Source organism: Sphingomonas flavida (genome assembly GCF_036663655.1).
Classification (GTDB): domain Bacteria; phylum Pseudomonadota; class Alphaproteobacteria; order Sphingomonadales; family Sphingomonadaceae; genus Sphingomonas.
Genome location: NZ_JAXOJH010000003.1, coordinates 70,907 through 85,450, shown reverse-complemented (window position 1 = coordinate 85,450; position 14,544 = coordinate 70,907). Strand labels below are relative to the sequence as shown.

Annotated in this window: 9 protein-coding genes; 5 read left to right on the top strand and 4 right to left on the bottom strand. The window is 65.9% G+C overall.

Annotated elements, in window-relative coordinates; all coding sequences use genetic code 11:
* Positions 1 to 135: 135 nt before the first annotated feature.
* From U1703_RS04590 to U1703_RS04570, 5 genes are all read left to right on the top strand, one after another.
* Positions 136 to 2,874, top strand: coding sequence for a TonB-dependent receptor (locus U1703_RS04590; protein WP_332784780.1), 2,739 nt, complete (start codon positions 136 to 138; stop codon positions 2,872 to 2,874).
* Between the two features lie 62 nt (positions 2,875 to 2,936).
* A complete protein-coding gene (locus U1703_RS04585) occupies positions 2,937 to 4,463 on the top strand; it encodes a tryptophan halogenase family protein (protein ID WP_332784779.1) in 1,527 nt (508 codons plus the stop codon).
* Entirely contained in the window at positions 4,460 to 6,256 is a 1,797-nt protein-coding gene (locus U1703_RS04580; RefSeq protein WP_332784778.1) for an alpha-amylase family glycosyl hydrolase, read from the top strand. Before U1703_RS04585 ends, U1703_RS04580 begins: the two co-directional genes overlap by 4 nt.
* Positions 6,253 to 7,866: an alpha-glucosidase gene (locus tag U1703_RS04575; protein ID WP_332784777.1), complete on the top strand. Its 1,614-nt coding sequence runs from the start codon at positions 6,253 to 6,255 to the stop codon at positions 7,864 to 7,866. The genes U1703_RS04580 and U1703_RS04575 overlap by 4 nt, the downstream gene beginning before the upstream one ends.
* The gene (locus U1703_RS04570; RefSeq protein ID WP_332784776.1) at positions 7,863 to 9,953 is read left to right on the top strand and encodes a glycoside hydrolase family 97 protein; all 2,091 of its coding nucleotides are present in this window, start codon (positions 7,863 to 7,865) and stop codon (positions 9,951 to 9,953) included. Before U1703_RS04575 ends, U1703_RS04570 begins: the two co-directional genes overlap by 4 nt.
* Positions 9,954 to 10,092: 139 nt before the next feature.
* Here the strand turns inward: U1703_RS04570 and U1703_RS04565 are convergent, their stop codons facing one another.
* The 4 genes from U1703_RS04565 to U1703_RS04550 form a co-directional block, all read right to left on the bottom strand.
* Entirely contained in the window at positions 10,093 to 12,204 is a 2,112-nt protein-coding gene (locus U1703_RS04565) for a M3 family metallopeptidase (RefSeq protein WP_332784775.1), read from the bottom strand.
* Between the two features lie 124 nt (positions 12,205 to 12,328).
* The gene (locus tag U1703_RS04560) at positions 12,329 to 12,517 is read right to left on the bottom strand and encodes a hypothetical protein (RefSeq protein ID WP_332784774.1); all 189 of its coding nucleotides are present in this window, start codon (positions 12,515 to 12,517) and stop codon (positions 12,329 to 12,331) included.
* Positions 12,514 to 13,305 (bottom strand): Crp/Fnr family transcriptional regulator, encoded by a 792-nt coding sequence (locus U1703_RS04555; RefSeq protein ID WP_332784773.1) that lies wholly within the window; start codon positions 13,303 to 13,305, stop codon positions 12,514 to 12,516. The genes U1703_RS04560 and U1703_RS04555 overlap by 4 nt, the downstream gene beginning before the upstream one ends.
* An 80-nt stretch (positions 13,306 to 13,385) precedes the next feature.
* On the bottom strand, positions 13,386 to 14,471 hold the full coding sequence (locus tag U1703_RS04550; RefSeq protein WP_332784926.1) for a DUF475 domain-containing protein: 1,086 nt from the start codon (positions 14,469 to 14,471) through the stop codon (positions 13,386 to 13,388).
* Between the last annotated feature and the right edge of the window lie 73 nt (positions 14,472 to 14,544).

Genomic DNA, 14,544 nt, shown 5'->3' with positions numbered 1-14,544 from the left:
TAATGCAACAGGCCGGACCGGCCGCATTGAATACGTATGCGGCCTTGTTCCTTTTCGACGCGCGTCCTTTCACAGGAGGGGCAACAACCATACCCGTCCTTTCAACGAAGACGGGGTTTCTCGGAGGGGATTTTCATGACGGTTCGCCCAGTGGCGCCGGCCGATGCCGCGCGCTCGTTCCTGAAGCTCGGGGTCAGCACGCTGGCCATGGTCATCGCCGCGCCGGTCCTTGCGCAGACCACCGCTATCGTCCCCGCCCCCGCCGCCCCCGACGCGGCGGCCCAGCAGGCCCAGGCCGAGTCCGAGCCCGGCGACATCGTCGTCACCGGTTTCCGCGCCGCACTGGAAAACGCCGTCGCCGAGAAGAAGAACCGCGACCTGGTCGTCGAGTCCGTCTCGGCCGAGGATATCGGCAAGCTGCCCGACGCGTCGATCGCCGAGTCCATCGCCCGCCTGCCCGGCGTCACGTCGCAGCGGGTCAACGGCCGCTCCAACGCCATCTCGATCCGTGGCTTCGCTCCCGACTTCTCGACCACGCTGCTGAACGGTCGCGAGCAGACCTCGACCGGCGACAATCGCGCGGTCGAATATGACCAATACCCCGCCGAGGTCGTCAACCAGGTCCTGATCTACAAGACCGCCAATGCCGGGCTGATCGGCCAGGGCCTGTCGGGCACCGTCGACCTGAAGACCATCCGCCCGCTCGATTACGGCAAGCGCGTGATCTCGGTCGGTGCACGCGGCACCTATGCGGATATCGGCAAGCTGAATGCGGGATCGAAGGACTTCGGCTATCGCGCCAGTGCGACCTATGTCGACCAGTTCGCCGATGATACGATCGGCGTCGCACTGTCCGCCAGCTACCTCAACGAGCCGTACCAGATCCAGGAAGGCAATGCCTGGGGCTATGCCCAGACGACCGTGGGCGGCCAGACGGTCGACGTCGTCGGCGGATCGAAATCCTATGTCACCTCGACCACGCTGAAGCGGCTGGGCCTTTCGGGCACGCTGCAGTGGAAAATGAGCGACACTTTCACCAGCACGCTCGACGGCTTTTACTCCGACTTCAACGACGACCAGATCAAGCGCGGCATCGAGCTGCCGCTGGCCTCGGGAACAGGCACGACGCTGACCAATGCGGTGGTGAACAACGGCCTCATCACCTCGGGCACGTTCAACAATGTCGAGGGCGTGATCCGGAACGACTCGTTCCAGCGCAAGGCCAAGCTCTACTCGTTCGGCTATAACGGCAAGTATAAGGGCGATGACGGCTGGAGCGCGTTCATCGACCTCAGCTATTCGCGCACCGACCGCGACGAGGTGACGCTGGAGACCTATAGCGGCACCGGATACGGCCAGGGCGTCGGCGCGACCGACACGATCGGCTTCACCACCGGCAATACCGGCACCGTCTTCAAGCCGACGCTGAACTATTCCGACCCCAATCTGATCCAACTGACCGACCCGCTGGGCTGGGGTGGCAGCACGCGCCAGGCGGGCTATTTCAACGATCGCAAGATCACCGACGAGATCAAGCAATACCGCGTCGAGATCGAACGCGAAGTAGAAACGCCGATCGTCAGCGCGCTGCGCTTCGGCCTGAACTATACCGATCACGCCAAGTCGCTGGCGCCCAACGAGTCCTTCGTCACGCTGCCGAACGGCGCGACCATCGCCCCGCTGCCGCAGCAATATCGCCAGACGCCGACCGACCTGACCTATCTGGGTCTGGGACCGATGCTCAGCTACGATCCGCGCGCGCTGCTGGCAGGCGGGGTCATCGTCCTGACGCCGAACACCAGCCCGGACGTGCCCGCCAAGGCCTATACCACGACCGAGCATCTGATGACCGCCTATCTCCAGGCGGACCTGAAGGCACAGATCGGCGCGGCGGAACTGACCGGCAATCTGGGTGTGCAGGCGGTCGGCACCGAGCAGAAATCGCGCGGGCTGATCTATAACGGCACCGGCTATACCAACATCGTGCAGGGTGACGATTACTGGGACATCCTGCCCAGCGCCAACCTGTCGCTTCGCCTGCCCAGCGACTGGGTGTTCCGGGTCGCCGCCGCGCGCCAGATGATGCGTCCGCGCTTCGACGATATGCGGGTCGCGCTGTCCTATGGCTTCGACACGGCGCAGGGCATCATCTCGGGCAACGGCGGCAATCCGTATCTGCGCCCGATCCGTTCGAACTCGGTTGACGTGACGGTCGAGAAGTATTTCGGCACGCGCGGCTATCTGGCGGCGCAGGGCTTCTACAAGGATCTCAAGAGCTTCGTTTACAATCTTGAGCAGCCTTACGACTATACCGGCCTGCCCCTGCCCGCCGCCGTGCCGATCGGCACGCCCACGCAAGGGCGGATCACCCGGCCGATCAACGGCACCGGCGGCACGATTTACGGCGTCGAGCTGGCGGGTACGCTGCCGCTCGGCCAGTTGGCCGGTTTCCTGGACGGCTTCGGCCTGACGGGCGGCGGCTCCTATACCAAGACCGAGATCACGCCGACGCCGGGTGGCGCCCCCGAGGATATTCCCGGCTATTCGCGCTGGGTGGCGAACGGCACCGCCTTCTTTGAGAAGTGGGGCCTGAACATCCGCGGATCGGTCCGCTACCGCTCGACCTTCGTGGGTGAGCTGTCGGGCTTCGGCGCCAACCGCATCCGCCGCCGCGCGATCGACGAGACCATCGTCGACGGCCAGATCGGCTATGACTTCCAGGAGGGGACGTTCAAGGGCCTGTCGCTGTTCGTGCAGGGCCAGAACCTGACCGACACGCCCTTCGTCACCACCAATGGCGGTCGCCGCGACGAGGTGATCGACTATCAGAGCTATGGCCGCCGGTTCCTGGCCGGGTTTACCTATCGCTTCTGATGCCAGTTTCCCGCGCCGGTCCCCCAACTGCCGGCGCGGGAATCCCGAATGTGAGACGCCGCATGGACGCCCCCCCCGCCGTAGACCATATCGCCCAAAGGGTCGTGATCGTCGGCGGCGGCACCGCCGGATGGATGGCGGCGGCGGCCCTTGCGCGGTTCGTCCCCGCCTCGACGCGGATCACCCTGATCGAATCCGACGCGATCGGCACGGTCGGCGTGGGCGAGGCCACCATCCCCGGCATCCGTTTGTTCAACCAGATGCTGGGGCTGGACGAGGCCGAGTTCCTCCGGGCCACCAACGGCAGCTTCAAGCTGGGCATAAGGTTCGAGGGCTGGTCGGGCGAAGGCAGCGGCTATCTCCATGCTTTCGGCAGCATCGGGCGCGGCCTGGGGCTGGCGCCGTTCCATCATTACTGGCTGCGCGGCGGCGGGGCGGCGAACCCGGCCTCGCTCTGGGGCCATATGCCGGGCGCGCAGGCGGCGATGGCGGGCCGCTTCGCCCCCGATCCCGGCCGTCCCGACCTGCCCAGTGGCCTGGCCTGGGCCTATCATTTCGACGCCAGCCTCTATGCCGCTTTGCTCCGCCGCCATGCCGAAAGCGCGGGCGTGGCGCGCGTGGAGGGACGCATCGCCTCGGTCGCGCACGATCAGGCCGGGCGGATCGACCACGTCGTGCTGGACGGGGGCGAGGTTCATGCGGGCGACCTCTTCATCGACTGTTCGGGTTTCCGAGCGCTGCTGATCGGCGAGACGCTGGCCGAGCCGTTCGATGACTGGTCCGACCTGCTCCCTTGCGACCGCGCCCTGGCGGTAGCGAGCGAACGGACCAGCCCCCTGCCTCCCTATACCCGCGCGATCGCGCATGGCGTGGGCTGGCGCTGGCGTATTCCGCTTCAGCATCGCACCGGCAACGGCCTGGTCTATGACAGCCGCCATCTGTCGGATGACGAGGCGACCGACCGCCTGCTGACCGCGCTGGGCGGCGAGGCGGTCGGCGATCCCCGCCCCTTGCGTTTCACCACCGGGCGGCGGCGGCGCGCCTGGGTCGGCAACTGCATCGCGCTGGGACTGGCGGCGGGGTTTCTGGAGCCGCTGGAATCGACCAGCATCCACCTGATTCAGTCGGGAATCGCGCGGCTGCTGGACTTCTGGCCCGGCGGCACGCTCCAGCCGGTCGACATGGATGCCTATAATGCCGAGACGGCGGCTGAATGGCTGGGCGTCCGCGATTTTCTGATCCTCCATTACCACGCCAATGCGCGAACCGAGCCCTTCTGGACCGAACGGCGCGCGACGCCGCTGCCCGAGAGCCTGGCCGCCCGGATCGCCCTGTTCCGCGCAAACGGGCGTTTCCGGCGCGAGGGCGAGGAGCTGTTCGCCGAGCCGGCCTGGGTGCAGGTGATGATCGGCCAGAATATCCTGCCCGGCGGCCATCATGCGCTGGCCGATACCCTGTCGGCGCATGAACTCGACGATTTCCTGTCGCTGACCCGGCGTCATGCCGCGCAGGTGGCCGCCCGGCTGCCGACGCACGACGCCTTTCTCGCCGCGCATTGCGCCGCGCCCGTTCAAAAGGTTTTCGCATGAAGAAACTGCTGCTCGCGCTCCTGGCCACGGCGACGCCACTGGCCGCGCAGGATTATCGCCAGCGCCTGCCGCAGGACGAGGTGATCTACTTCGTCCTGCCCGACCGGTTCGAGAATGGCGACACCGCCAATGATCGCGGCGGCCTGAAGGGCGGGCCGCTGACCACCGGCTTCGATCCGACGCACAAGGGCTTTTATCATGGCGGCGATCTCAAGGGGCTGACGAAGCGGCTCGACTATATCCAGGGGCTGGGCGCGACCGCGATCTGGCTGGGGCCGATCTTCAGGAACAAGGCGGTGCAGGGCGCCAAGGGCGAGGAGAGCGCGGGCTATCACGGTTACTGGATCACCGACTTCACCACGGTCGATCCGCATCTGGGGAGCGAAGCCGATCTGCGCGCCTTCATCGCGGCGGCGCATGGCCGGGGAATGAAGGTCTATATGGACATCATCGTCAACCACACGGCGGACGTGATCCAGTATCGCGAATGCGCGGAGGGCTCACCCTGCCCCTATCGCGACCGTGCGACCTATCCGTATCAAAGGCGCGGAGGCGTGGACGGCAGGCCGATCAATGCCGGCTTTGTCGGCGATGACGTGCAGACGGCAGCGAACTTCGCGCATCTGACCGATCCGAACTACGCATACACGCCTTACGTCCCGGCGGCGGAGAAGAACGCCAAGACCCCAGCATGGCTCAACGACCCGATCTACTATCATAATCGCGGCAATACGACCTTCGAGGACGAAAGCTCGACCACCGGCGATTTCTCGGGGCTGGACGATCTCTACACCGAAAATCCGCGCGTCATTTCGGGTATGATCGACATTTACGGCAGCTGGATCGACCGCTTCGGCGTCGACGGCTTTCGCATCGACACGGCCAAGCATGTGAACCCGGAATTCTGGCGCCGCTTCGTGCCCGCCATGCTGGACCGGGCCAAGGCGAAGGGCATCCCGAACTTCCACATCTTCGGCGAGGTGACGGCGGGCATGGAGCCCGGCTATCTCGCGCGCTGGACCAAGATCGCCGATTACCCGGCGGTCCTCGATTTCGCCTTCATGAACGCGGTGATCCAGACGGTTGCCGAGAACAAGCCGACCCGTACGCTCGCCAGCCTGTTCGAGGGCGATGTCCTCTATGCCAGGGGCGAGGCGACGGCGGACATCCTGCCGACCTTCCTCGGCAATCATGACCATGGCCGCTTCGCACGCGACGTTCGGATGGCGAACCCCCATGCCTCGGACGAGGAAATGCTGAAGCGGGTCGAACTTGGCCACGCGATGCTGCTGACCCTGCGCGGCGTGCCGACCATCTATTCGGGCGACGAACAGGGTTTCGCGGGCGACGGCAACGATCAGGATGCGCGCGAGGACATGTTCGCGAGCAGGGTCGCCAGCTATAACGACAACAAGCTGGTCGGCACCTCGAAGACCACCGCGACCGACAGCTTCGTGCCCACCCACCCCCTCTACCGCGAGATCGCGACGCTCGCCCGCCTGCGCGTCGCCAACCCGGCCCTGACGCGCGGGCGTCAGGTGATCCGCGCGCGCGGCGACGCACCGGGCCTGTTCGCCGTGTCGCGCTTCGACCCCGCCACGGGGCGTGAATATCTGATCGCCTTCAACACCTCGGCCAAGGCGATCACCCAGGCCGTGCAGGTCGAAACGGCATCGCAACGTTTCACCGCCATGGCTGGTGCCTGTTCCCCGACCGCCGCCGCGCCGGGGAGCCTGATGTTGGAATTGCCCGCCTTCGGCTATGCCGTCTGCGCGGCGGAGAGCCGTCGATGACCGAAACCATACCCACCGCCCCCCGTCCTTGGTGGAAGGGCGCGGTGATCTATCAGATTTATCCGCGCAGCTTCGCCGACAGCAATGGCGACGGCATCGGCGACCTGCCCGGCATCACCGCGCGGCTGGACCATGTCGCCAGCCTGGGGGTGGATGCGATCTGGCTGTCGCCCTTCTTCACCTCGCCGATGAAGGATTTCGGTTATGACGTCGCCGATTACCGCGATGTCGATCCGATCTTCGGCAGCCTCGCCGATTTCGACGCACTGGTCGCCCGCGCGCACGAACTGGGGCTGAAGGTCGTCATCGACCAGGTGTACAGCCACACCTCCGACGAGCATCCGTGGTTCACGGAAAGCCGGTCGAGCCGTACCAACGCCCGCGCCGACTGGTATGTCTGGGCCGATGCCAAGCCCGACGGTTCGCCGCCCTCCAACTGGCAGTCGGTGTTCGGCGGCCCCGCCTGGACCTGGGACGCGCGGCGCGGACAATATTATCTGCACAATTTCCTGAAGGAGCAGCCGCAGCTTCACGTCCATCACCCGGACGTGCAGGCCGAGTTGCTGGCGACCGCGCGTTTCTGGCTCGACCGGGGCGTCGACGGCTTCCGGCTGGATGCGATCAACTTCATGATGCACGAGCCGAGCTTGCGCGATAACCCGCCCGCGCCCGACACGGGCAAGACGCGGACCCGGCCGTTCGACTTCCAGCTCAAGCTCTACAATCAGAGCCATGCCGATATCGTCCCCTTCCTGGAGCGTATCCGCGCGACGCTGGACGATTATGGCGCCCGCTTCACCGTGGCCGAGGTCGGCGGCGACGAGGCGGATGCCGAGATGAAGATGTTCACGGCCGGGGACCATCGGCTCAACACCGCCTATGGCTTCGACTTCCTCTATGCCGATCGGCTGACGCCGCGCATCGTCGCCGAGGCGCTGGCGAAATGGCCCGCCGCGCCGGGTGTCGGCTGGCCGAGCTGGGCGTTCGAGAATCACGACGCCCCGCGTGCCGTGTCACGCTGGACCACGCCGGAGCATCGCGAGGCGTTTGCCCGGATGAAGATGCTGTTGCTGTTGTCGCTTCGCGGCAATGCCTTCCTGTATCAGGGGGAGGAACTGGGCCTGACCCAGGTCGATGTGCCGTTCGAGCGGCTGGTGGACCCGGAGGCGATCGCGAACTGGCCGCTGACCCTGTCGCGCGACGGGGTGCGTACGCCGATGCCGTGGAGCAGCAATGCCATCAACGGTGGTTTCTCGGACGCCGAACCATGGCTGCCCACCGGCCCCGATCATGCCGCGCTGGCGGTCAACCGGCAGGACGGCGACCCCGATTCGCTGCTGAACCTGACGCGGCACCTCGTCCGCCTTCGCGCGGAGACGCCCGCGCTGGCGGTCGGCGACCTGACCTTGCTGCACGCCGACGAGCAACTGCTCGCCTTCGAGCGGCGCGAGGGATCGCAGCGACTGCTCTGCCTGTTCAATCTGGGCGACACGCCCGTGACCCTGCCTCCTGTCCTGCCGCGCGGGCAGCGGGTGCTGGTCACAATCAATAACGCCACCGACGAACGCCTGGGCGCGTTCGGGGCGGCGATCCGGGAGATGACTGCATGAAGACGACCATTGCCATCGGGCCCATTCTCGCAGGCGCCCTGATCGCCAGCGCCGCCTCTGCCCAGAACGGCCCCGCCGATCCGGCGGTCAACGAGACGTTCAAATTCGCCAGGCCCGCCGGGCAACCCGACGCGGTCGAGACCTCGCCCAACGGCCAGATCACCGTGCAGGTGTCGACCGACAATGACGGCCGCGCCGTCTATATGATCGCCCGCAACGGCAAGGCGATCGTCGCCCCCTCGCGGCTGGGCATGATGTTCACCGATGCGCCCAAGATCGAGCGCGGCATGAAGATCGAGGCGGTCAGCCACGCCAAGTCCGACACCAGCTGGACCCAGCCCTGGGGCGAATGGCGCACCATCCGCGACAATCACCGCGAGATGCGCGTCCGCCTGATGGAGTCGAGCGCGCTCCATCGCCGCTATGACGTGGTGTTCCGGGTGCAGGATGACGGCGTCGGCTTCCGCTACGAATTCCCCGAACAGCAGGCGATGCCCAAGGTTGACATCGCCGAGGAACTGACCGAGTTCAATATCGCGCAAGGCGGCACCGCCTGGTGGAAGCCCGCCTTCCTGTGGAATCGCGAGGAATATCTCTACAACCGCACGCCCCTGTCCGGTGTCGGCACGGCGGCGACGCCGATCACCATGAAGCTGGACGACGGCACCCACATCGCTATCCATGAGGCGGCGCTGGTCGACTATGCCAGCATGGCCGTGATGAAGACCGAGGGGAACAGCTTCAAGGCGGTCCTCACCCCCGGCTCGGGCGCGCCCAAGGTGGTGAAGAAGGGCGCGTGGACGACACCCTGGCGGACCTTGCTGATCGCACCCGATGCGGGCGGGCTCTATATGAGCCACCTGATGCTCAACCTGAACGAGCCCAACAAACTGGGCGACGTGTCCTGGGTAAAGCCGGGCAAGTTCGTCGGCGTCTGGTGGAAGATGATCAAGGGCGAGTGGAGCTGGGCGCGTGGCCCCCGCCACGGCGCCACCACCGCGAATGTGAAGACCTATATCGACTTCGCCGCCAAATACGGCATTCCCGGCGTGCTGGTCGAGGGGTGGAATATCGGCTGGGACGGCGACTGGGCGGGCAACGGCTCGGCGATGCAGTTCGCGACCCCGGCGGAGGATTTCGACGCCGATGCGCTGGCGAAGTATGCCAGGACCAAGGGCGTCTCGCTGATCGGCCATCACGAGACGGGCGGCGCGGTCAGCCATTATGAGAGCCAGTTCGACCCGGCGTTCAAATTCGCCGCCGATCATGGCGAGCATGTGGTGAAGACGGGCTATGTCGCCGATGCTGGGCAGATCGAGCGGGTGAACCCTGACGGCTCGGTGAGCCGCGAATGGCATGAGGGCCAGTGGATGGTGAACCACCATCTGCGCGTGCTGGCGGCGGCCGCCAAATACAAGGTCTCGATCGACAGCCACGAGCCGGTCAAGGATACGGGCCTACGCCGCACCTATCCGAACTGGCTGGCGCGCGAGGGCTCGCGGGGGATGGAATATAACGCGTGGCCGGGCAAGAACCCGCCCGAGCATGAGGTCAACCTGGCCTTCACCCGGATGCTGGAGGGTCCGATGGACTTCACGCCCGGCGTGCTCAGCCTGACCGGCAGCGACGACAGCCCGATCCAGTCGACCATCGCCAAGCAACTCGCCTTGTACGTGGTCCTCTATTCCCCCGTGCAGATGGCGGCCGATACGCCGGAGAATTACGCAAAATACCCCCAGGCCTTCCGCTTCATCGCGGACGTGCCCGTCGATTGGGAGGATAGTCGCGTGCTGAACGGCGAGGTCGGCGATTACGTCACCTTCGCGCGGCGGGACCGCAAGAGCCGGGACTGGTATGTCGGCTCGATCACCGACGAGAATGCGCGCGACCTGACCGTGACGCTGGACTTCCTCGATCCGGGCAAGAGCTATGAGGCGCAGGTCTACGAGGACGGCCCCGGCGCGACCTATGCCACCGACGCGCGGCATTCGATCGCGTTCGAGACGAAGCGGGTGAAGAAGGGCGACACGCTGACCCTGTCGCTCGCCCCCGGCGGCGGCCAGGCGATCCGGTTGAAGGCGCTGTAACGCCCCATTCCTCCCCATCTCCGATGGGGAGGGGGACCGCGCCCGCAGGGCGTGGTGGAGGGGCATCCGCCCCTAGCCCCTCCACCATCGCTTCGCGATGGTCCCCCTCCCCAAGCAGAGCTTGGGGAGGATTTAGGAGTTACTTCGTCGGAAAGCCGCGTTGCTTCAGCAGCGCGTTCACGTCTGGATCACGCCCCCGGAACGCGCGATACGCCTCGGCGCGGTCGGTTTCGTTCCCCGTCGACAACAGGATCCGCGCGAAGCGGTCCGCCGTGGCCTTGTCCCACGGGCTGCCCGCTTCCTCGAACGCCGCGAAGGTGTCGGCGTCCATCGTCTCCGACCAGAGATAGCTGTAATAACCGGCCGAGTAGCTGTCCGACGAGAACAGGTGATTGAACTGCGGCAGGCGGTGCCGCATCACCAACTCCTTCGGCATCCCGATCTCACGCAAGGTCGTCGCCTCGAACGCGGCCGGGTCGACCACGCCGTCCGGGATGGTGTGCAGCTTCATGTCCAGAATCGCCGAGGACAGATATTCGGTTGTCGCGAAACCCTGGTTGAAGGTTTCCGACGCCTTGATCTTGTCGAGCAGCGCCTGCGGCATGGGCTGGCCGGTCTTGTAGTGACGGGCATATTTGTCGAGAACGTCGCGGGTCAGCAGCCAATGCTCGTTCACCTGGCTGGGATATTCCACGAAGTCGCGCGGCGTGCCCGCCAGCCCCGGATAGGTCACGTTCTGCAACATCGCGTGGATGGCGTGGCCGAATTCGTGGAACAGCGTCTCGGCATCGTCCAAGCTGATCAGGACCGGCTCGCCCTTCGCGCCCTTGGCGAAATTGTTGTTGTTGGACGACAGGACATTCTGCACCGGCGGCAGGTTTCGCTGGCCGCGATAGGTGTTCGCCCAAGCGCCCGAACGCTTGCCGGTCCGCGCAAAATCGTCGCGGTAGAACAGGCCCACTTCCTTGCCGTTGCGGGTGACGTGCCACACGCGCATGTTCGGCTCGAACACCGCCACCGTGCCGGTGATCTCCTTGAACTCCAGGCCATAGAGCCGGTTCGCTGCGTAGAGCGACCCCTGGATGATGTTGTTCAACTCGAAATAGGGCTTCAACTCGGCCTGATCGAGATCGTAGCGGCTCTTGCGGACCTTCTCCTGGTAGAAGCGATAGTCCCAGGGCTCGATGGTGATCTTGGCCCCTTCCCCCTTGGCGGCAGCGGCGTCCGCGATCGCCTGCATGTCGCGGACCTCCTCGGCGACGCGGGCCTTGGCGGCGGGCCAGACGCGCATCATCAGGTCCATCGCGGCGGCCGGGGTCTTGGCCATCGTGTCCTGCATCCGCCAGTCGGCATGGGTCTTGAAGCCCAGCAAGTGCGCGCGGTTGGCGCGCAGGCGGACGATCCGGGCGATGGTCGCCTTGGTATCGTTGATGTCGCCATTGTCGCCGCGCTTGGTGAAGGCACGCCACACCTGCTCGCGCAGCGCCCGGTCGGTGCCGAAGGTCAGCACCGGATCGACCGCCGAGCGGGTGTTGACGATCGCCCAGCCCTGTTGCCCGCGCTCGGCCGCCGCCGCCTTGGCGACTGCCTTCACGCTGTCAGGCAGGCCCGCCAACCGCGCCTCGTCAGTGACGATGATCGCCGTGCCCTCGTCCGCCAGCAGTCGCTGGGAAAACTCGCTGAAGTTGATCGCGAGATTCTGGTTGAAGGCGGACAGTTCCGCCTTCTGCGCCGGGGTCAGCTTGGCACCCTGCCGCACGAAGCTGTCATAGGTGCGCGTGACCAGCCGCTTCTGCTGCGCGTCGAGCCCGCTGGTGTCGCGCGCCTTGTAGATCGCCTCGATCCGCGCGAACAGTTTGGGGTTGAAGGTGATCTCGTCCGACGCCTTGGCCAGCTTGGGCGACCATTCGCGGTCCAGCGCCTGATAGGCGGGCGTGTTCATATTGCCCGTCATCACCCCGAACATCGTCATCACGCGGTTCAGAGTTTGCCCGGCATTCTGCATCGGCACGAAGGTGTTGGCGAAGGTCGGCCTGGCCGGATCATTGGCGATCCGGTCATAGTCGGCGCGACGCTCCGCCAGCGCGGCCTCGAACGCCGCCGGGAACAGCTCGGGCTTGACCTTGTCCCAGGGGGGTACGCCGCCATAGGGGCCGGTCCATGGGCTGAGCAGCGGATTGGTGGCGGGGGCCTGCGCCGCCTGCGGGGCGGCGGTCATGGCCGCGCCGCTTGCGAGGGCGGATGTACTCATCAGGGTCGACAGGACGACGGCAAGGGACGGATGACGCAAGAAACACTCCCGTTCATGAAACGTGCGTCATCATAGGCCTCTGATCGAAGGGGTAAAGCACTGTCCGGCCACGGGAACCGGGTGATCAGGCGTCGCCCAGCTGCGCCTCGGCCCGGACGGCAGCGGCGAGCAACTCCTTGCCGGTCTGCCGCGCGGCCCCCGGCGTCATCGCCACCGCCACGCCATTGGGACCGTCGAGCATGACGATCCCCTGCTCGGCGGTGGCCTGTCCCGCATCGTCGTGAACATGCGACGGCACGCCGCGGCTCGTCATGACCCCGCCTGGTCGAGCGTCGGCCCGCCGCCATAGAGATAGGCCGGGTCGAAATCGGCAAGCGCCGCCAGCGCGTCGAGGTCGAGGATATGAACCTCGCCGCTGCGAAAGGTCATCAATCCACGTTCGCGCAGCGACCGCAGGACGCGGTTGAGGTGCACGGGTGTGATCCCGGTGGCCTCCGCCAGATCGATCTGGGTCACCGGAAAGCGGAACGTGCCGTCGCGGACCATGTCGACCATGGCAAGCCGCGCATGAAGCTCGCAGAACAGGTGCGCGACACGGCCATCGGCCTCCAGCCGCCCCAGCCGGAACACCCATTCGCGGTGCATCGCGGCATCGAGCAGCGTCGAAAACCACAACAGGCGGGTCAGCCGGGGATAGCCCGCGACGATCCGCCCCAGCCGGTCATGCCCGGCCATCGCCACGCGTACCGGTGTCAGCGCGGCGACATCGTGATCCAGATGCCGCATGGCAAAGCCGTGCAGGTCGACGAAATCACCCGGCACATGGAAGGCGACGATCTGCCGGTTGCCCTGGCGATCGTCCATGTACCGACACATCACCCCTTCGAGCAAAAGGCTGCTCGACCGTACCCGCTCCTCGCGGCGGACGACGATGGTCCGCGCGGGTATGGCGCGGACCTCGTCGATGCTGCCCTCCAGCGTGGCGATATCCTCTGGCGTCATCGTGTCGCGCCCGCGTTCCTTCAGGAACAGCTCGGTCAACAGCGGTCGATCGGACGGCGAACGTTCCCGCCGCAAGGTATCGATGGCAGATACCGACATGACTTGGATCCCTCACCCAGCGTATGGAAAGGCCAATCCCCGCCGGGCCGATCGGTTCCATCGTCACGTCCCCGGAACGGTCAATCGCCGATAGGCTTGCCCGATGGGTGAACCGGCTCGGCATCGGCAAGCGCCTGCTCGGGATGCTTGCGGTTGCTGCGCACCGAAGCCCAGAAGGCCAGACCGATCAATGTTGCCCCGATCAGGCCGGTGATCGTCTCTGGAATGTGGAAACGCACCGACAGCAGCATGATCGCGGCCAGCGCGACGATGGCGTAGAAGGCCCCGTGCTCGAGATAGCGATACTGCGCCAGCGTGCCATGCTCGACCAGCATGATCGTCATCGAACGCACGAACATCGCCCCGATGCCAAGGCCCAGCGCGATGATGAACAGGTTGTTCGACAGCGCGAACGCGCCGATCACCCCGTCGAACGAGAAGCTGGCGTCCAGCACCTCCAGATACAGGAACGCCGCGAAGCCCGACCGTGCCGCGGCACCCGTGGCGGCGTCCCCGTCACCCTCCAGCACCACGCCGATGGCATGGACCGCGATATAGGTCAGCAGGCCGAAGATGCCCGAGGTGATGAAGGTCATCGCCTCCTCGGCCGGAATGAAGCGCGAGATGACGTAGAGCGCGAGCAGCACGATGCCGGTCGCCAGCCCCGAGATCCTGCGCAGCGCCGCCAGCGGGCGCTCGATCACGGCGATCCAATGCTCGTCCTTCTCGTCGTCGAGAAAGAAGTTCAGCCCGACCATGGCCAGGAAGCTGCCGCCGAAACCCGAAATACCGACATGGGCGGAGGTGATGATCTGTTCGTACCGGACCGGATCGCCCGCCGCCAGCTTCACCGCCTCGATCGGCCCCAGATGCGCGGCGATCGCGACGATCGCGAGCGGGAAGATGATCCGCATGCCGAACACCGCGATGACGATGCCCCAGGTCAGGAAGCGGTGCCGCCACTTGTCGTCCATGTCGCGCAGCACGGTCGCGTTGACGACCGCATTGTCGAACGACAGCGATACCTCCAGCACGCCCAGCACCAGGACGATCCACAGGATGCCCAGCGTACCCGGCAACGTCCCCGTGCTCTGGAAGCCCAGCCAGGCGGCGACGCCCAAGCAGAGCGCGGTGAAGATAAATGAACCCTTATAGTATTTCAGCAGCACCCACGGCCCCCCTGTATCGTTCCCGACCTGTATCCGTCCCGACGGTCGCCTGCTCGGCGATGCCGCGACC